This is a genomic window from Vibrio sp. D401a (assembly GCF_030248515.1).
In the GTDB taxonomy this organism is placed as follows: Bacteria; Pseudomonadota; Gammaproteobacteria; order Enterobacterales; family Vibrionaceae; genus Vibrio; species Vibrio rotiferianus.
The window spans coordinates 224,219-243,212 of sequence record NZ_JAHGAI010000022.1; the positions used below are offsets into that span (position 1 = coordinate 224,219).

At 46.2% G+C, this 18,994-nt stretch carries 16 protein-coding genes; 2 read left to right on the forward strand and 14 right to left on the reverse strand.

Features of this window, described 5'->3' with window-relative positions:
- Window positions 1-172 precede the first annotated feature (172 nt).
- Together relA and rlmD are read right to left on the reverse strand one after the other, a co-directional pair.
- A complete protein-coding gene (relA, locus tag KIV41_RS11135; RefSeq protein ID WP_143692971.1) occupies window positions 173-2,392 on the reverse strand; it encodes a GTP diphosphokinase in 2,220 nt (739 codons plus the stop codon).
- Window positions 2,393-2,516: 124 nt separating this feature from the next.
- Window positions 2,517-3,836 (reverse strand): 23S rRNA (uracil(1939)-C(5))-methyltransferase RlmD, encoded by a 1,320-nt coding sequence (gene rlmD, locus KIV41_RS11140; RefSeq protein WP_285336393.1) that lies wholly within the window; start codon window positions 3,834-3,836, stop codon window positions 2,517-2,519.
- A 192-nt stretch (window positions 3,837-4,028) separates the two neighbouring features.
- Here rlmD and barA point away from each other — a divergent pair, with 192 nt between their 5' ends.
- Window positions 4,029-6,827, forward strand: a complete 2,799-nt coding sequence (barA, locus tag KIV41_RS11145; protein WP_285336394.1) for a two-component sensor histidine kinase BarA — start codon at window positions 4,029-4,031, stop codon at window positions 6,825-6,827.
- 97 nt (window positions 6,828-6,924) lie between these two features.
- On the opposite strand, the gene acpS is transcribed toward barA, so the two are convergent.
- The 11 genes from acpS to rpoE form a co-directional block, all read right to left on the reverse strand.
- Complete coding sequence (gene acpS / locus KIV41_RS11150) at window positions 6,925-7,305, reverse strand: holo-ACP synthase (protein ID WP_039987176.1); 381 nt, start codon at window positions 7,303-7,305, stop codon at window positions 6,925-6,927.
- Between the two features lie 12 nt (window positions 7,306-7,317).
- The gene (gene pdxJ / locus KIV41_RS11155; RefSeq protein ID WP_005426507.1) at window positions 7,318-8,049 is read right to left on the reverse strand and encodes a pyridoxine 5'-phosphate synthase; all 732 of its coding nucleotides are present in this window, start codon (window positions 8,047-8,049) and stop codon (window positions 7,318-7,320) included.
- Window positions 8,046-8,777: a DNA repair protein RecO gene (gene recO / locus KIV41_RS11160; protein ID WP_005426504.1), complete on the reverse strand. Its 732-nt coding sequence runs from the start codon at window positions 8,775-8,777 to the stop codon at window positions 8,046-8,048. The genes pdxJ and recO overlap by 4 nt, the downstream gene beginning before the upstream one ends.
- 128 nt (window positions 8,778-8,905) lie before the next feature.
- Window positions 8,906-9,868 (reverse strand): GTPase Era, encoded by a 963-nt coding sequence (gene era / locus KIV41_RS11165; RefSeq protein ID WP_005436447.1) that lies wholly within the window; start codon window positions 9,866-9,868, stop codon window positions 8,906-8,908.
- Window positions 9,861-10,538, reverse strand: a complete 678-nt coding sequence (rnc, locus tag KIV41_RS11170; RefSeq protein WP_005531649.1) for a ribonuclease III — start codon at window positions 10,536-10,538, stop codon at window positions 9,861-9,863. The genes era and rnc overlap by 8 nt, the downstream gene beginning before the upstream one ends.
- A 21-nt stretch (window positions 10,539-10,559) precedes the next feature.
- Window positions 10,560-11,459 (reverse strand): signal peptidase I, encoded by a 900-nt coding sequence (lepB, locus tag KIV41_RS11175; protein ID WP_010450279.1) that lies wholly within the window; start codon window positions 11,457-11,459, stop codon window positions 10,560-10,562.
- Between the two features lie 104 nt (window positions 11,460-11,563).
- Window positions 11,564-13,357, reverse strand: coding sequence for a translation elongation factor 4 (gene lepA / locus KIV41_RS11180; protein ID WP_252041168.1), 1,794 nt, complete (start codon window positions 13,355-13,357; stop codon window positions 11,564-11,566).
- Between the two features lie 127 nt (window positions 13,358-13,484).
- Entirely contained in the window at window positions 13,485-13,955 is a 471-nt protein-coding gene (locus KIV41_RS11185) for a SoxR reducing system RseC family protein (protein WP_010450284.1), read from the reverse strand.
- A complete protein-coding gene (gene rseB, locus KIV41_RS11190) occupies window positions 13,952-14,917 on the reverse strand; it encodes a sigma-E factor regulatory protein RseB (protein WP_252041170.1) in 966 nt (321 codons plus the stop codon). Before rseB ends, KIV41_RS11185 begins: the two co-directional genes overlap by 4 nt.
- Window positions 14,914-15,540, reverse strand: coding sequence for a sigma-E factor negative regulatory protein (locus tag KIV41_RS11195; RefSeq protein ID WP_010450288.1), 627 nt, complete (start codon window positions 15,538-15,540; stop codon window positions 14,914-14,916). Before KIV41_RS11195 ends, rseB begins: the two co-directional genes overlap by 4 nt.
- A gap of 24 nt (window positions 15,541-15,564) precedes the next feature.
- Window positions 15,565-16,143, reverse strand: a complete 579-nt coding sequence (gene rpoE, locus KIV41_RS11200) for an RNA polymerase sigma factor RpoE (protein WP_005449784.1) — start codon at window positions 16,141-16,143, stop codon at window positions 15,565-15,567.
- Window positions 16,144-16,702: 559 nt separating this feature from the next.
- Between rpoE and nadB the strand changes: the two genes are divergently transcribed.
- Window positions 16,703-18,310, forward strand: coding sequence for an L-aspartate oxidase (nadB, locus tag KIV41_RS11205; RefSeq protein ID WP_010450290.1), 1,608 nt, complete (start codon window positions 16,703-16,705; stop codon window positions 18,308-18,310).
- 390 nt (window positions 18,311-18,700) lie between these two features.
- Here the strand turns inward: nadB and KIV41_RS11210 are convergent, their stop codons facing one another.
- Complete coding sequence (locus KIV41_RS11210; RefSeq protein ID WP_010450292.1) at window positions 18,701-18,961, reverse strand: succinate dehydrogenase assembly factor 2; 261 nt, start codon at window positions 18,959-18,961, stop codon at window positions 18,701-18,703.
- Window positions 18,962-18,994 lie beyond the last annotated feature (33 nt).

Here is an 18,994-nt window from a genome sequence, read left to right on the forward strand (position 1 = left end):
TGAGCGGCCAAAACCACTCACCTTCTACATTATATTTTATCAGCAGCTTTCACTAAGTAATTGTTACTTTGACAAGGCAACCAGTTTTCGCGACTCCTGAACATAGCTCGCCTATGTGATGGAGCAAGAAAACGCAGTTAACGCAGTAAAAGTGACAAGTACGACGTGAAAGTTAGCCTAAGCGTTTCACCGACATTACATCCTTGATCTGCTCAACACGTTTCGAAACGCGCGAGAACACTTCGAGGTTGGTCACTTCAAGGTCAAAGTCCATAATCGACATTTGCGTGCGGTAATCGACACGGCTCTTCATGCTGGTAACTTTTATTTTCTCGTTCGCAAATAAGGTAGTGATGTCTTTGAGTAGGCCACCTCGTTCCATTGCTTCGACGCGAACGGTTAAGATGTAAGAACCGACAAAACCACTGCCCCAAACCGTATCGATGATACGTTCTGGTGCGTGATGACGAAGCTCTTCTAGCTGTTCACAGTCACTGCGGTGAACCGAGATACCGCGGCCTTGGGTGATGTAGCCTGAGATCTCATCGCCTGGTATTGGCTGACAACAGCGAGCTAGGTGCGTCATTAGGTTATCGACACCTTCTACCACTACCGCATCTTTCTTCGGACGACTTTGCGCTGGAGCTCTGCTTTCTGCTTCTTGCAGTTTTTCTAGCGCTTGCTGATCTTCCTCTTCTGCGGTTGGCTTATTCACCAACGCGTTGATGTGGTTGATGATCTGGTTAATACGCAAATCACCACTACCGATACCAACGTATAACTCATCGGCACTATTTACGTTAAAACGCTTCAGAGCGTAACTGTCAGCGTCTTTCAGTGTCGCGCCAATTTTAGTCAGCTCATGCTCTAATATTTCACGGCCTGCTTCTAAGTTCTTCTCACGACTTTGCTTGCGGAACCATGCGTTAATCTTCGCACGCGCTCGACCGGATGTTACAAAGCCCAGAGATGGGTTTAACCAGTCACGTGATGGGTTTGGCTCTTTTTGAGTGATGATTTCGACTTGGTCGCCCATCTGCAGCTTGTGGGTGAACGGTACGATACGACCCGCTACTTTAGCGCCGATACAACGGTGCCCCACTTCGGAGTGAATGTGGTAAGCGAAATCGAGCGGTGTTGCGCCCATTGGTAGGTCGACAACGTCACCACGTGGGGTAAAGGCATACACGCGATCATCAAACACCTGACTACGCAGCTCGTCCAACATTTCACCAGAGTCAGACATCTCTTCTTGCCAATCGAGCAGCTTACGCAACCATGTGATCTTCTCATCATAACCACTGCGGCTGCTTGCACCCTCTTTGTACTTCCAGTGTGCTGCGACACCTAGCTCGGAGTCTTCGTGCATCTCTTTAGTACGAATCTGGATCTCGATCGTCTTGCCTTCAGGGCCAAGAATCACGGTGTGAATAGACTGGTAGCCGTTTGGTTTCGGGTTTGCTACGTAATCGTCGAACTCGCTTGGTAAGTGTTTGTATTTGGTGTGAACTACACCTAGCGCGGCATAACAGTCTTGAAGTTTGTCAGCGATGATACGTACCGCACGTACGTCAAACAATTCATCAAACGCCAGGCTCTTCTTCTGCATTTTGCGCCAGATGCTGTAGATATGCTTTGGACGGCCACTGACTTCAGCATTGATCCCGCATACCGTCATTTCTTGGGTTAAGTCATCGACAAAGTCTTTGATGTATTGCTCACGAACAATACGACGCTCAGCTAACTGTTTAGCAATTTGCTTGTAGGTTTCAGGTTGTTGATAGCGGAAGGCGTAGTCTTCAATTTCCCACTTCAACTGACCAATACCGAGGCGGTTCGCCAGAGGTGCATAAATGTTTGCACACTCTTTTGCCGCTGCTCGACGAATTTCGTCTGGCGCTTTTTTTACTTCAATCAGGTTGCAGATGCGTTCTGCCAATTTGATGATCACACAGCGGAAGTCATCCACCATCGCTAGCAACATGCGGCGAACGTTATCCACTTGAGAGGACGCTGCTCCGCCTTCCATTGTGACATTTAGCTGTCCGATGGCTGCCATTTCTTCTACGCCATCAATCAGCTTAATGATCTCTTTGCTGTATTTTTCCTCTAGCGCTTCTCTATCAAAAGCACCACTTGAGACCAGAGGAAACAGTTGCGCAGCGACGAGTGTCGCTTTATCCATCGATAAAGTGATCAAGATTTCTATCATTTCTCGACCACGCCACAACAAAAGCTCAGCCTGCTCGTGATCCGCCAAAATGGATTGGCAATCACGATACACTTCAATTAAGCGTTTTGCTGTGTTCTTCTCTTGCCCTAGGCTAGCCACCCAGTTTTCGAGTTCAAACTGTTCATCTTGGTTTAAATGCGCGCTTCTTACCGCAACCATTTCATCATCCTAATTATTATATTTGTGTGGTTTGACTAACACTATCCAGGTTAGTTCTAGTGCCAAGCTTTAAACGCTGGCTTATTGACCACCCACCACAAGTAAGTAGCCAAAGTCTTAAAAACTAAGACTTTTCAAACAATGCCATCGATTCTAGATGACTGGTATGAGGGAACATATCCAGCATACCTAATTTGGTTAGTTGATAGCCTTGCTCAAGCAAGCTCTGGCTATCCCTTGCAAGGGTAGCAGGATTACAAGAAACATAAACTACACGCTGTGCGCCAAGCGCTGAAACTTGATCGATGATCCCACTCGCGCCCGCACGTGCTGGATCGAGCAGCACTTTGTCGAATTGTTCGGCAGCCCAAACTTGGCCTTCAAAATCTTGCTCAAGGTTAGCGTGATAAAATTGTGCGTTATTGATTTGGTTCAAGGATGCATTACTTGCTGCCTTTTCCACCATTTCTGCCACGCCTTCTACACCAACCACGTGTTTTGCATGTTTTGCGATTGGTAAACTGAAGTTACCTAGGCCACAGAACAAATCTAACACTCGCTCGTCACTTTGCGGGTCTAACCACTCCACTGCCTGAGCGACCATTTTCTGGTTTACCGCTTGGTTCACTTGGATAAAGTTATTGGGCGTAAATGGCACAGTGACACCGGCTTCTTGGTAAAAAGGTACCTCACCTTCAATTAAATCCAGCTGGTCCGTTTCAGGCATCAGGTAAAGCGATGCATGATGACGCTTCGCCAATTCCACCAACGAGTTGGTTTCTTCATCTGTTAATTTACTTAAGTGACGCAATGTAATGCATGGACCATTGTCACCTAGCACCAGTTCTACATGGCCAAGTTGTTCTGGCTTCTTAAACGCTTTTAGCGTCGAGTAGATTTCTGGCAACAGCACATTCAACTCAGGCGCTAGAACCGGACAGTCCGTTACTTGCGCGATTTGCTTGCTTTGCTTCTTGCGGAAACCAAAGTGCAGCTGACGAGTCTTTTTATCTACAAATAGACTCACACGAGCACGGCGACGGTAGCCAAGAGAGTCACCCAATACAGGCGCATCTAACTCGATATCACTGCCGGCAAATTTTCTCATCAACTGACGAAGCGTATGCTGCTTGTGCGTCAATTGTTGGTCATAGTTCAAATGCTGCAAATCACAGCCACCACATTCATGGTAATGGGGACAAAATGGCTCCACGCGAGCTTCACTCGGTTTAAGGATTTTAATCAACTTACCGCGAGCGAATTTGCTCTTTTCTTCCACCAATTGAGTTACCACTTCCTCACCCGGTAACGCACCATCAATAAACAATGGTTTCTTCTTAAGGTAAGCAATGCCTGCGCCGTGGTGATCCAAACGCTCTACTTGCACCGCTTGGTGACGGGTATTCAGTTGCGTTTTCTTTTTAGGTTGAAAGATACGTGCCATGCTCTGTGCCTGATTTGTGTCTAATTGCTCTACTGCTTCACTATTCTAGATTGCAGCCATTGTGTGATTCGAGTGACTTGATTATGCTTACCGTTTATCCGGTGACGTCACTTCTTTGCTCAAGGCTTTATCGTGCGCTTGAGGAATAATGCGTTATTTTCCCATATCCAGACTCCGATGTAATTAGATAACATGACCAGATATGGCTTACGAGCACGTGTAATTACACTAACTCTCGCTCCCACTCTCATTATTGGTTTATTACTGAGCGGTTTTTTCTCATTTAATCGCTACCAAGACCTCGAGAAACAAGTTATCACCACAGGTAATAGCATTATCGAACCGCTTGCCATTGCCAGTGAAACTCACCTACTTTCCGAAAGTCGCGAAGCAGTTCGTCGCCTTATCAGTTACGCTCACCGCAAAAATTCTAAACTCGTTCGCAGTATCGCGGTGTTCGATGAAAATCATGAGCTTTTTGTTACTTCTAACTTCCACCCCAATTTTGAAGCTCTGATGTTTCCAAAAGACAAGCCGATCCCTCAGTTAGGCGACTCGGAACTGTTTGAGAACTCTCTCATCTTACGTGTTCCTATTCTATCTGAAGGTCATTACCTATCAGAATTCTCCAATGAGAACCAAGGCACCAAAGCCATTGGCTACATCGCGGTGGAAATGGATCTTTCGTCCCTTCGCTTGCAGCAATACCAAGAGGTGTTCTCTGCGTTCTTGGTATTGATTCTCGGCCTTGGTCTCGCGAGTGTGTTTGCCTCTCGCCTCATGCATGATGTAACCCAGCCGATCACCCACATGAAAAACGTTGTGGACCGCATTCGCCGTGGTCACCTTGATGTTCGTATCGAAGGAAAAATGCACGGTGAGTTAGACCAACTTAAAAACGGTATCAACGCCATGGCGGTCTCGCTGTCGGAATATCACGTTGAGATGCAGCACAGTATAGACCAAGCGACATCAGACTTGCGTGAAACTCTTGAGCAGTTAGAGATCCAGAACGTGGAGTTGGATATCGCGAAGAAACGTGCGCAAGAAGCGGCACGCGTGAAATCCGAATTCTTAGCGAACATGTCTCACGAGCTTCGTACTCCACTTAATGGTGTGATTGGCTTTACCCGCCAGATGCTGAAGACACAGCTATCAAACAGCCAAACGGATTACTTGCAGACGATTGAGAAGTCGGCGAACAACCTACTTAACATCATTAACGACATCCTCGACTTCTCGAAACTGGAAGCCGGTAAGCTAGCGCTAGAAAACATTCCGTTTGAGTTCCGTGAGAGCTTAGAAGAAGTAATCAATCTACAAGCCACCAGCGCGCACGAGAAAGGATTGGAAATAACCTTGAAAGTGGATCCGAAGATCCCACAAGGCTTGGTAGGTGACCCACTTCGTATCCAACAAATCCTCACTAACTTGGTTGGTAACTCCATCAAGTTTACTGAGCGGGGTAACATCGACATCAGTGTGGAGATGCGCTCACAATCTGGTGATTCGGTCGAGCTGCAATTCATGGTGCGCGATACTGGTATTGGTATCTCCGAGCGCCAGCAAGCGCAGTTGTTCCAAGCGTTTAGCCAAGCAGATGCGAGCATTTCACGTCGCTACGGCGGTACTGGTCTTGGTCTGGTTATCACTCAGAAACTGGTGAGCCAAATGGGCGGTGAAATCAGCTTAACCAGTCGCCTACACCAAGGTTCGACTTTCTGGTTTACGCTGCGTCTGAGCTCAACAGAAATGCCAATGAGCGATCTAATTGAAGTCGAACTGCTGACAGGTAAGCAATTGCTGTTGGTTGAGCCAAACATGCAAGCGGCATCAGTGACTCAGCAGATCCTAAGCCAAGAAGGCATTCTGGTGACCTACCGCTCTTCATTGCCAGAGAACGACGAAAACTACGATTACGTCTTGTTGAACCTAGCTGCGAACCAAACCTATGACGAACAATCCGTTGCGACATGGATTGAGCAAGCAAAACGCATGGCTCCGAGTGTGATCATGGGTACTCCAAGTACTGAGTTGGCACTGGCAGATCAAGTAATGAACGATCATCAGATCCAATGTCTGACCAAGCCATTATCACGTCGTAAGCTTCTGCAAAGCCTGATCACTGACCATGTCGAAACGCCTCAAGCGGTGATTGCACCAATTGAACCCGTCGAGAATGAACGTCTACCATTGACTGTACTTGCGGTCGACGACAACCCAGCTAACTTGAAGCTGATCTCTGCGCTACTGAAAGAGCGTGTAGAAACAGTAACGGCGTGCAGCAATGGTCAGCAAGCGGTGAATCTCGCAACTGAGAAGAAATACGATCTGATCTTCATGGACATTCAAATGCCATTGATGGACGGTGTGACCGCTTGTCAGCACATTAAAGAGCTTGAGCTGAACAAAGACACCCCTGTGATTGCAGTCACTGCGCATGCCATGGCGGGCGAGCGTGACCGACTACTGGCTGCGGGTATGGATGATTACCTGACTAAACCAATTGAAGAGCACGTGCTGCAACAGGTTTTAGTCCACTGGAACCCAAATACCTGTACTGAGAGTGTCGACAAAATCGCGCCTTCTTATGTCGAACCAGTTGTGGAAGCTCCGCCATCAGTGCCAGAAAAGCCACAACAAGATGTCATTATCGATTGGCAAGCTGCCTTGAAACAGAGTGCGAATAAAGAAGACTTAGCCAAGGACATGCTGCGCATGCTGATTGACTTTATTCCTGAGGTAGAAGAGGTGGTCGATCAAGCCATAGAGCAAGAAGATTTCTCGCGTGACGATCTTATTCATGTGGTGCATAAACTTCATGGTAGCAGCTCTTACTGCGGCGTACCGAGGTTGAAGTCACTGTGTGCAACCTTAGAACAAGCCCTGCGCTCGGGTGCGAGTATCGAAGACATCGAGCCGGAAATGTTCGAACTGCAAGATGAGATGATTAAAGTCACCACGACAGCAAAGCTTTATATCGAGCAGTAGACATAAGCGCACCTAATTCGAAATCGCATCAATAAAAAAGCCAGAGCATCGACTCTGGCTTTTTCGTATTCGGTTATTAATCCGTAATCAGGCTAAGTTAGGATTCAAAAATCACCGTCGCAACGGCGTAATGACGTTCATCCGAAATCGACAGATGAACATGATTGACGCCCATCGACTCAGCGATTTGCTTCGCCACACCGGATAAGGTCAGTACTGGCTTTCCAAACTCATCATTAGAAACCGTAAAGTCATGGAAAGTTACGCCCTTCGCAATACCTGTTCCTAACGCTTTTGAGGCCGCCTCTTTTACTGCGAAACGCTTCGCAAGGTAACGCCCTTTTTGCTTCAATTCAGCAAACTTTATCATTTCATCATGCGACAAAATGCGCTTTGCGAATGGTTCACCTGTTCGACCGAGCGCTTTTTCAATGCGCTCAATCTCTGCGATGTCAGTGCCTAATCCTAAAATTGCCATGATTAAATCTGATTACTTACGAGCCGCAACCATGATGGCTTTCATTTCTGCCACAGATTTTTCTAGACCATCGAAAACCGCACGACCAATGATCGAGTGACCGATGTTCAGCTCGTAGATTTCTGGCAGTGCCGCGATTGGTGCAACGTTGTGGTAAGTCAGACCGTGACCTGCGTTTACGATGATACCTAGGTCATCTGCGTAGCTTGCGCCTGCTGCAATCTTCTTCAGTTCATCTTGCTGATCTTCTTCTGTTGTCGCATCTGCGTAGTGACCTGTGTGAAGCTCAATGTAAGGTGCGCCACAAGCTTTTGCCGCATCGATCTGTTGACGGTCAGCATCGATGAATAGAGAGACTTTAATGCCCGCTTCAGTTAGCTTTTGCGTTGCCGCTTTCACTTTCTCAAGTTGACCGACAACATCCAGACCACCTTCTGTTGTCAACTCTTCACGTTTTTCAGGAACCAGACAAACGAACTCAGGCTTAGTTTGTAGCGCAATCTCAACCATCTCGTCCGTTACCGCCATTTCAAGGTTCATACGAGTTTGAATGGTTTCACGTAGGATACGTACGTCACGATCTAGAATGTGGCGACGGTCTTCACGTAGGTGGATGGTAATACCGTCAGCACCGGCACGCTCTGCGATCTCAGCAGCATGAACTGGATCTGGGTATTTAGTACCACGTGCATTACGTAGAGTGGCAATATGGTCGATATTAACGCCTAAGTAGATTGAGCTCATTTTCCGTTACTCCGTGCTCGATATGTCTGAATAAATAATTCGCGACTTTTTAAAGGTTTGCCGCCAAGATACGGCTTTAATGCCATACGTGTAAAGCGTTTCGCCGCTTTTAATTGCTCTTTAGTGACGAATCGCCGTTCACTAATCGCAATCAATTCATTACCTAAAAATGTCAGATTGTCGCGCCTTACTGAAGCTATGAATCCCTTTTGTTCACGATAACGGTAAGTCATCTCAGGATCGACAGGCTCACCCGTCCCGGCACAATGCAAGAAATCAACGCCATAGCCCATTGAAGACAGCAGAGCCAGTTCAAAACGACGCAAGCCCGGTTCAGGGTTATCACTCTGAGCCAATTCCGTTAGTGCATGCAGGTAATCATGAAACAGCGCAGGCATCGGCACTTCCGCCATTAACACGCGCCCGACTAATTCATTTACGTACATTGCGGAGTAAAGGTTTATCCCAAACAACGGCAAACCCAAACTGATTGGCTCAGCCTGACGTAAGGTTTTCATTGAACCTTTGCCGGACCATTTCAGCAATAGTGGTGTGAAGGGCTGTAATGCCCCTTTAAGATTGGAGCGTTTGCTGCGTGCGCCTTTCGCCATCAATGTGATACGGCCATATTCCTCGCTGAATACATCAAGAATTAAGCTCGATTCACTATAAGGGCGTCGGTGCAATACAAAGCAGCGTTGAAAGCCTTCTGAAGACTGGTTGCTCATTTCAATCTGTGTGCCTAAGTCGGTAATAAAAAATAAGGAGCCAAGCGGCTCCTTATTCTAATCGATATTATATTTTAGTCGATGTTGGAACGAAGTGTCTTCGTTACCAAACTTACAAGCAACCAAACTTATAGATCGTCGATGTAACCCAGTGAGCGTAGTGCACGTTCATCGTCTGCCCAACCAGATTTCACTTTTACCCAAGTCTCTAGGTAAACCTTACGACCGAATAGTTCTTCCATATCTAGACGCGCTTCACGACCAATCGTTTTGATCTTCTCGCCGCCTTTACCAATCACCATTTTCTTCTGACCGTTACGTTCAACAAGAATCAGGGCGTTAATGTGAAAACCGTCGGTTTCTGGGTTGTAATCGAAACGCTCAATCTCAACCGTTACTGAATATGGCAGCTCTTCACCAGTAAAGCGCATCAGCTTTTCACGCACGATTTCAGACGCCATGAAACGCTGAGAACGGTCGGTTACGTATTCTTCTGGGAAGTGGTGCGTTGCTTCAGGTAAGTGGTCACGAACGTGCTTGCGCAGAACGTCGATGTTCTTACCTTGTTTTGCAGAGATTGGCACAACGTCAACGAAGTCCATTTTCTTAGACATGTCGGCCATGTGCATCATCACTTCGTTACGATCTTGCACGTTGTCTACTTTGTTCACACAAAGCACAACTGGGAAGTTCGACTTTTGAAGCTTAGTCAGCACCATCTCGTCGTCTTTGGTCCAATGTGTACCATCAACCAAGAAGAAGACTAGATTCACATCACTCAGAGATGAGTTAGCCGCTCGGTTCATCAAACGGTTAATCGCACGCTTCTCTTCAATGTGAAGTCCTGGTGTATCCACGTAAATCGCCTGGTAATCACCATCAGTGTCGACACCCATGATGCGGTGACGAGTTGTTTGCGGTTTACGAGACGTAATCGAAATCTTCTGACCCAAGATTTTGTTCAGAAGCGTCGATTTACCTACGTTTGGACGACCAACAATCGCAATGAAGCCACAGTGTTGGTTCTCTGGTGAACTTACTTCACCGTTTGATGCGAAGAACGCATCGATATCGAATTCGTTATCAGCCATTCGTTAATTGCTCAAGTGCCGTTTCTGCAGCCGCTTGTTCTGCCTTGCGGCGGCTGGTGCCTTTACCGATTACAGGCTTATCCACACCTGCTACGTCACACTCAACCGTGAACTCTTGGTTGTGCGCTTCACCTTTAATATTAGTCACTGTGTAGACAGGTAGTGGTTTTCTTCTGCCTTGCAGGAACTCTTGTAGGCGAGTTTTTGGATCTTTTTGTGATACGCCAGGCTTGATGGCTTCAAGACGCGAGTTGTACCAGCTCAGTACAATACCGCGCACGGCTTCAATATCACTATCAAGGTAAATCGCACCAATAATGGCTTCTACCGCATCGGCTAGAATAGAGTCTCGGCGGAAACCGCCACTCTTCAATTCACCTGGACCTAATTTTAAATAATCTCCTAGATCGAATTCACGACCTAGCTCCGCCAATGTGTGCCCACGAACCAAAGTAGCGCGCATGCGACTCATGTCACCTTCGTTAACTTTCGGGAAACGATGGTACAGATCATCAGCGATGACAAAACTTAAAATTGAATCGCCCAGAAACTCAAGACGTTCATTGTGCTTGCTATTGGCGCTGCGGTGAGTCAGCGCCAAGTTGATAAGCCCAGCATCCTTAAATTGGTAGCCGAGCTTTCTCTCTAGTTTCTCAATTGGAGAATTCATACTCTCTCGATATTTAAATGGTTAGTGAATACCACCGATGCGGTTGAAACGCACACCAGTTGGAATCCAAGAAGGTAGAACGCTATCTGCGCCACGTTCAAACTCGAAGCTGATCCAAATTGCGACAGCTTTACCGACTAAGTTAGCCTCTGGAACAAAGCCCCAGAAACGACTGTCCGCACTATTATCACGGTTATCACCCATAACAAAGTACTGACCTTGAGGTACAACCCATTCACTTGTGCCGCTACGAGGGTAGTAGTTTTCCACTCGGTTGCGGACGATAGGGTTAACCAAGATTTGATGTTCAACGTCACCCAACTTTTCATTCATCTGAATCAGAGGAATGCCATTTTGGATAAATTGGCTCTCTTCAACATTGCTCAGTTTAACTGGCTTACAAGCTGACTCACCTTTTGATTGAATACAAATTTGCTTGTCTGAAGAATAACGAACCGTATCACCAGGTAAGCCAACAACGCGTTTAATGTAGTCAATGTTTGGCTGTGGTGGATACTTAAATACAACGATATCACCACGCTCAGGTTTGCCTGTTTCTACTAGCTGATGACGCCACACTGGATCTTTCAATCCGTACGCGTATTTCTCCACCAAGATAAAATCACCTACAAGTAGAGTTGGCATCATTGAACCTGACGGGATTTGGAACGGTTCATAGATAAAAGAACGTAATACCAGAACAAATGCAATTACTGGGAAAATAGAGACACTATTCTCTACCCACCAAGGTTGGCTTTCTACTTTTTGCAGTGTCACTGCATCCAGACCGTTTGCCGTTTGCGCTTGAATCTCCGCTACTTTTGCTTGACGTTTTTTCGCAAACACCAACTTTTCCAGTAGCCAAACTACGCCAGTTACCAAAGTCACGATAACTAGAATCAGTGAGAATGTATTCGCCATTAAATTCCCTTATCTAAAAATACGAAAGTGAAAGAGCCGAAACCCTTTCACTTATTTTACTATCTAACGTCTTATGACAGACAAGAGTACGAGATAGTTCAACTCTAGTCTTTACCAACGTGAAGAATTGCTAGGAACGCTTCTTGAGGCAGTTCTACGTTACCGATCTGCTTCATACGTTTCTTACCTTCTTTCTGTTTCTTCAGAAGTTTCTTCTTACGGCTCACGTCACCACCGTAACATTTCGCGATTACGTTCTTACGTAGCTGTTTCACAGTAGAACGCGCGATGATGTGGTTACCGATAGCCGCTTGGATCGCGATGTCGAACATCTGACGAGGGATGAACTCTTTCATCTTCTCTACAAGCTGACGACCACGAGTCTGAGACTGATCTTTGTGCGTAATCAACGCTAGTGCATCCACTTTGTCGCCGTTCAGTAGTACGTCTACGCGTACCATGTTCGATGCTTCAAAACGTTGGAAGTTGTAATCCAGAGACGCGTAACCACGTGATGTCGATTTCAGACGGTCGAAGAAGTCCAGTACTACTTCCGCCATTGGGATATCGTAAGTAATCGCAACTTGGTTACCGTGATAAACCATATCCACTTGCACACCACGCTTCTCAACACAAAGTGTGATTACGTTACCTAGGTAGTCAGAAGGAACTAGGATGTTACAGCGCGCGATAGGCTCACGGATCTCTTCAATGTCATTAACCGCTGGCAGTTTTGCCGGGCTATCAACGTACATTGTCTCACCGTTAGTTTGCTCTACTTCGTAAACTACGGTTGGTGCCGTTGTAATTAGGTCAAGATCGTATTCACGCTCTAGACGCTCTTGGATGATTTCCATGTGCAGCATACCAAGGAAACCACAACGGAAACCAAAGCCAAGTGCTGCTGAGTTCTCTGGCTCATAGAATAGCGATGCATCGTTTAGGCTTAGTTTGCCTAGTGCGTCACGGAAGTTTTCGTAATCGTCAGAGGATACAGGGAACAGACCTGCGTATACCTGAGGTTTTACTTTCTTAAAGCCAGGTAGTGGCTTCTCGCTGCCGTTCTTCGCCAGTGTCAGTGTATCGCCTACTGGAGCACCTAAGATATCTTTGATACCACAAACAACCCAGCCTACTTCGCCCGTATTTAGAACATCAGTGTCCACTTGCTTAGGCGTGAAGATACCTAGGCGGTCTACGCCCCAAGTTTGACCTGTGCTCATTACTTTGATCTTGTCGTTTTTCTTCAGTGAACCGTTTTTAATACGAACCAAAGAGACAACGCCAAGGTAGTTATCGAACCATGAGTCGATGATCAGTGCTTGAAGTGGCGCTTCAGGATCACCTTCTGGTGCTGGAATTGCTGATACGATGTTTTCTAGAACGTCTTCAACACCTAGACCTGTCTTCGCAGAACAGCGGGTTGCTTCCATTGCATCGATACCAACGATTTCTTCAATTTCTTCCGCTACACGCTCAGGATCGGCTGCTGGTAGGTCAATCTTGTTTAGGATTGGTACAACCTCAAGATCCATTTCGATCGCGGTGTAACAGTTAGCTAGCGTTTGAGCTTCTACACCCTGACCTGCGTCAACCACCAGTAGCGCACCTTCACAAGCGGCTAGAGAACGTGATACTTCGTACGCAAAGTCAACGTGTCCCGGAGTATCGATGAAGTTCAGCTGGTACGTTTCACCGTCTTTAGCGGTGTAGTTTAGCGTCACACTCTGAGATTTAATGGTGATACCACGCTCACGTTCAAGATCCATAGAATCAAGAACCTGTGCGGCCATTTCACGATCACTTAATCCACCACAAACTTGGATTAGACGGTCAGATAGGGTCGACTTACCATGGTCGATGTGGGCGATAATCGAAAAGTTACGAATGTGCTTCATAGATTTATGGGTGACTAACTCTTTACAAATAGGGACATAAGAAAGCTGTCGTTTGACGGCATTTCAATCAAGTTGGCAGATTCTACCCAATTTCGTTAACGGGCGCACCTTATTTAGAGTGTAGGACTCATTGAATGGGCTCACCAAGAACTCGAATCAAAGTAACTTGCCGTTTTGACTCGTCTTCCAGTGGACGTGACACGCGTTTAGCAAGCCACATACCACCAGCAGCAAATAGCACTGAAGATAGAATGACGATTCCCTCACCACCAGAGGTAAGAGGCGCTAACAGGAAGTGGCCGATAATAGCGCCAATAATCAAACCAAAAAGAGGGAGGAGGTAGACTGCCATGGCTGATTTGATAAGGCTTGATTCAGGAAAACCTATTTCCACAACCTGACCAACTTTAACGGACTTTCGAGTGCGCAAATGCCATGACAATGTTTTATTTCCCATTGCTTTGGTCACCACGCCTGTGCCACAACTTTTTTGCGACGAACAGCTGCTGCAACTGGTTTGTTGCTCGCAGCTAAGATCGATATCATATTGCTGACCGTGACGATGAACACCCGTCACGGTAGCAAGTGCAGTCATCATGGTTGTTCACTCTTTGTTACATCAAAAGTAACCGACTGCGCAATTCTTTGCGCTGTTGCAGGGGGAATATCACCAACAACAGAAATCTCATGTTCACCTTTAATGAAGCTATGTAATGTACGACGACCTTGACGAACCAATTGTCCCTTTAAGGAGTGCTGGTCTTTTTTAGCAACATAAACAGAGAAGTTGAATAAGCCATCAGAATATAGTTGGCTCTCCACCATTTGGTCTGTCACAGCCATGCGGTAGCGATTAAGCTCATTTGGCTCAAAACCTTCTGGTGTCCAACCAACATGCCAATTACTCGTACCTATATCGCCTTTTGGCATTGTTAATACGGCTGGCAATTGAACATCTTGTAGGCCACTCATTAACTCGGCAATTTTGGGATTTACCGTGTAAGAAATCGCCCTGTACTGCTCAAGCATCTCACCATCACGATCGACTAAATCAGCACGCAAAGGCAATTTACTTTTTTCATCTATCCAAAGCACATATGAATAACGTAAGCCATCTTTCGGTACAATTCTCAGTACTTGTGTAGGTACACCCGCTTCTCGCGCTCGGCCGATTTGTACATAGTCATAATACAAATTGAGCTCATCGATGTCAGTGTTCAGCATAGGCATGATCGGAGCCACCATTTTACCTGATTCAATGGTAAAAGGTTCTGCACCAGTCTCGACATAACTGACTTCTCGCCCACGTCTAATCACTTCACGTACAGGACCACTTAGATAGACTAAGTGAGCATATTGCTCTTCACCATGTGGCGCATGACGATACAACAAAGGCTCGATGCTGTTCTTTTTGATAAGGATGTATGAGAGCTCGTAGCTTAGGGTTTGGCTCGCTTCGCTCATTTGATGCAATAAAGCCTCCGCTGGCTTGTCACCAGCAAAGGCTTGTGGAGTCATCATACTGAACAGAGCGCAAGCGCTGATCAGAAGTTTCTTCATTCAATATCCGGAGTCAGGGAAGCACCTTGCTCAGAAGCTTCACTGTTAATTCTTAACTGCAATTCGTAGTCACGCAGCATAGCATGAACGCGTTTACGTTGCTCTTGCATATTCGCTTCACCAACAGAACGCTCTACGGATTCACGAGTTAAACTCACTGGTTCTGCACTACCGGCAAATGGAATAGTCTGCAAGACTGGTAATTGTTCAGCTTGCGGAAGTGACGGATCGCTCCCTCCATATTGCTGAACACCGAGTATCACCGCTAAAGACACACAGGCAGCCACGGCAACTTGACCAAACTGCGTTAACCAAGCAGGAAGCTGACGCTTAGCTTGTTGTGGTTCAGGTTGTGACTCTCTAGGTGCATCACCAATTGAGATTACGTTGGCACTGTGCGTATCGATGGCACGATGTGCTGGCTCATCTTCTAATGCTAACGCTACGCTTTCAGCAATATTCCACTCAGGCTTTGCTGGTGCTTCACCTCGCATGACATCACCAATCAGATGATAATGTTGCCAAGCCTCTAGACTATCATGGTCTTGCTCTATCTCTTTGATAAGAGCCTTATCGACCAGTTCACCATCCATGAGAGCTGAAAGTTTTTCTTTGTCAGCCATTATTTTCACCATAGTTAACTTGTACTAGCGCTGTAAAAGAGGTTTGATTTTCTTTTCCACCGCTTCACGAGCACGGAAGATACGAGAGCGTACCGTTCCCACCGGGCAATCCATTACTTCAGCAATTTCCTCATAACTTAAGCCGTCTAGCTCACGTAGAGTCATTGCTGTCTTTAAATCTTCAGGTAAAGCTTCAATTGCACTGAACACTACCCGTTGCAATTCTTTGGACAACGTTAAGTTCTCAGGGTTCGAAATTTCTTTTAAAGCGTTACCTGTCTCATAAAATTCAGCTTCTTCAGCATCAACATCCGTTGCTGGAGGTCTGCGCCCCTGAGCTACGATGTGATTTTTCGCAGTATTCACAGCAATGCGGTACAACCATGTGTAGAACGCACTTTCTCCACGAAAACTCGGGATAGCTCGGTAAGCTTTAATAAATGCTTCTTGTGCTACATCTGGAACATCACCAGGATTACTTACGTATCTGGAAATAAGGTTACATACCTTGTTCTGGTACTTAGTTACCAGCAGGTTGAATGCTTGCTTATCGCCATTCTGAACTCGCTCAATCAATACTTGATCGGTCAGCTGCTCGTTCATTCGAGCGGATACTCCTATTTGTTATGCCCCTACTCTTCTCAGATATGGGTACTAATTATGCAAAACGTAGTATTGACACCACTGCTTACTTGAGCACTATTGTGACTCTGGTGTGAATGAGAAGTTCCATGTTTTTTCAATTTTTTCGTCATGGCAATTTCACAACGTGATGTCGATATCCTATTACGCTCCCAAAGCCCTGCTTACACGATGCGCTAACAGGCATGCATCTGAGTGTGACTTGGGTATAATGGACGAACTTTACCCTAGATTGTGCTGGGTCAAGTTCAGAAAAGCAATGGAGTTGACAAACTATTACTTTTCATTTGCATAGCTAAAGCAAACAAGGCAAGACCTCCAATTAGAGAGCGTCTGCGCCCAGTGATTACAAACAAAGCGTACGTAATTACACAAAGAAAGAAGAGTGGCTCAAGCCACCAATAACATTTGCAATGATTTTAGCCTTTTGGCGACGGATGTCGTAAACATGGAATGCACATGAAGTGCAAACAATACACAAGGTAACCCTTTTACCTTAGCTTGGGATCAGAAAAGTTTTATGAACATGAACCGTGAACACGAATGTGATGTGTTAGTGGTAGGGAGTGGTGCCGCAGGCTTGTCGTTAGCATTGCGAGTTGCCAACCACTGTAAGGTTATCGTATTGAGCAAAGGCCCACGAAGTGAAGGCGCAACGTATTATGCTCAAGGTGGTATCGCAGCAGTATTTGATGAATCCGATACAATCGAATCTCATGTAGAAGACACCCAAATCGCGGGTGACGGTATCTGTGATGAAGATACTGTAAAATTTATCGCCGAAAATTCCAAAGAGTGCGTTCAGTGGTTAATCGATGGTGGCGTGCCGTTCGATCGTGAAGATGATGACTCCGACGATGAGCCACGTTACCACTTAACTCGCGAAGGCGGTCACAGTCGTCGTCGTATTTTACATGCCGCAGATGCAACTGGTATGGCAATGCAAACATCATTGCAAGACAACGCACACAATCACCCAAACATTCATGTCTTTGAGCGTCATAACGCGCTCGACTTGATCACTGAAGATAAAGTCGGGGGAGACAAGAGCAAAGTTATCGGTGCTTACATTTGGAACCGTAACGAAGAACAGGTAGAAACTGTTAAAGCAAAGTTTGTGGTACTTGCCACTGGCGGTGCTTCAAAAGTTTACCAATACACCTCTAATCCAGATGTATCTTCCGGAGACGGCATTGCCATCGCATGGCGAGCAGGTTGTCGTGTAGCTAATATGGAATTCAACCAGTTCCACCCAACCTGTCTTTACCACCCAGAAGCGCGTAACTTCCTGCTAACCGAGGCTCTACGTGGAGAAGGTGCATATTTACGTCGACCAGATGGATCTCGCTTTATGCCGGACTTCGATGAACGTAAAGAACTTGCCCCACGAGATGTCGTCGCTCGCGCTATAGACTTTGAGATGAAGCGTTTGGGTGCCGATTGCATGTACCTCGACATCAGTCATAAGCCTGCTGATTTCATTACCAAGCACTTCCCAACCATCTACTCTCGATTGATGGATTTGGGCATCGACATGACCAAAGAACCAATCCCAATTGTTCCGGCCGCACACTACACGTGTGGTGGCGTAATGGTTGATCAAAACGGCCATACCGACCTAAAGAACCTATACGCTATTGGTGAAGTAAGCTACACGGGCTTGCATGGTGCAAACCGTATGGCTTCAAATTCACTATTAGAGTGTGTGGTGTACGCATGGTCAGCAGCCAAAGATATTCTTAAACACCATACCGAGGTTCAGATCACCACTAAGCTCCCATGCTGGGATGAGAGCCAAGTAACCAACAGCGACGAAGAAGTCATTATCCAACACAACTGGCATGAGTTGCGACTTTTCATGTGGGATTACATGGGTATCGTGCGTACTGATAAACGCTTGGAACGCGCACTGCGTAGAATTCAAATGTTGCAACAAGAAACGCATGAGTACTACAGCCATTTCCGTGTATCAAACAACTTGCTAGAACTGCGTAATCTATTGCAAGTGGCAGAGTTAATGGTGCGCTGTGCAATGCAACGAAAAGAGAGCCGAGGCCTGCACTACACTTTGGATTATCCAAATCAGTTAGAAAATAGTGGCCCGACGATCCTAACCCCTAACAAATAGTACTAAGCGGGAGCTTCGGCTCCCCTTTGCCACTGTCTGAGAATCAGGCAGAGTTGCCGATATTGCCGGTCGTCACACCCATCTCGCCACACATTTACCCGCCTACCACATTCAGTGACAAACGTAACCTTAAGAGCTTTGGCCGATAGATCCACTTTCATCAATGAAGAGGTCAACCTTTCACATTTCACAATGCCATTTCGATGGACAAACCACTGGCCTAAGCTAGGCTTTGCCACAAAGCCAGTACGATAGTGATACTGAAGAACCAGTAATAACAAATAAATAGATAATGAGAGTGGAATATTAGAAAGGACAGTCGCCCAAACCAAACCAGATAAAACCATCAGATTTAAGATTTGGGCACTTAATGAGGAGGTAACGGTGCAATTAACGAACTTTGCTGAGGTTGTGAGCGACAATTTTATCAACCATCGACGCATGACCTAGGTTTTCACTGCGACCATGCCCCATTACCCACGTAAATAGATCTGGATCATCACATTCTAGTAGTGAGACAAAATCACGCTGCTCTTGTTCACTCAGAGCATCAAAGCACTCTTCAAAAAACGGCATAATCACCACGTCAAGCTCAAGCATGCCACGACGACAAGCCCATTTAATACGCGCCTTTTCTTCCGCAGTGTACATTCAGTATTCCTTCATAGATGTGTAGTTCTTAGT

Excerpts from the sequence above, each read along its gene's own strand:
- nadB (WP_010450290.1), top strand. The coding sequence starts at position 16,703 with ATGAACATGAACCGTGAACACGAATGTGATGTGTTAGTGGTAGGGAGT.
- KIV41_RS11195 (WP_010450288.1), bottom strand. The coding sequence starts at position 15,540 with ATGGCTGACAAAGAAAAACTTTCAGCTCTCATGGATGGTGAACTGGTC.
- rlmD (WP_285336393.1), bottom strand. The coding sequence starts at position 3,836 with ATGGCACGTATCTTTCAACCTAAAAAGAAAACGCAACTGAATACCCGT.
- recO (WP_005426504.1), bottom strand. The coding sequence starts at position 8,777 with ATGAGCAACCAGTCTTCAGAAGGCTTTCAACGCTGCTTTGTATTGCAC.
- KIV41_RS11185 (WP_010450284.1), bottom strand. The coding sequence starts at position 13,955 with ATGATGACTGCACTTGCTACCGTGACGGGTGTTCATCGTCACGGTCAG.
- pdxJ (WP_005426507.1), bottom strand. The coding sequence starts at position 8,049 with ATGAGCTCAATCTACTTAGGCGTTAATATCGACCATATTGCCACTCTA.
- barA (WP_285336394.1), top strand. The coding sequence starts at position 4,029 with ATGACCAGATATGGCTTACGAGCACGTGTAATTACACTAACTCTCGCT.
- relA (WP_143692971.1), bottom strand. The coding sequence starts at position 2,392 with ATGGTTGCGGTAAGAAGCGCGCATTTAAACCAAGATGAACAGTTTGAA.
- lepA (WP_252041168.1), bottom strand. The coding sequence starts at position 13,357 with ATGAAGCACATTCGTAACTTTTCGATTATCGCCCACATCGACCATGGT.
- lepB (WP_010450279.1), bottom strand. The coding sequence starts at position 11,459 with ATGGCGAATACATTCTCACTGATTCTAGTTATCGTGACTTTGGTAACT.
- rnc (WP_005531649.1), bottom strand. The coding sequence starts at position 10,538 with ATGAATTCTCCAATTGAGAAACTAGAGAGAAAGCTCGGCTACCAATTT.
- acpS (WP_039987176.1), bottom strand. The coding sequence starts at position 7,305 with ATGGCAATTTTAGGATTAGGCACTGACATCGCAGAGATTGAGCGCATT.
- rseB (WP_252041170.1), bottom strand. The coding sequence starts at position 14,917 with ATGAAGAAACTTCTGATCAGCGCTTGCGCTCTGTTCAGTATGATGACT.
- rpoE (WP_005449784.1), bottom strand. The coding sequence starts at position 16,143 with ATGAACGAGCAGCTGACCGATCAAGTATTGATTGAGCGAGTTCAGAAT.
- KIV41_RS11210 (WP_010450292.1), bottom strand. The coding sequence starts at position 18,961 with ATGTACACTGCGGAAGAAAAGGCGCGTATTAAATGGGCTTGTCGTCGT.
- era (WP_005436447.1), bottom strand. The coding sequence starts at position 9,868 with ATGGCTGATAACGAATTCGATATCGATGCGTTCTTCGCATCAAACGGT.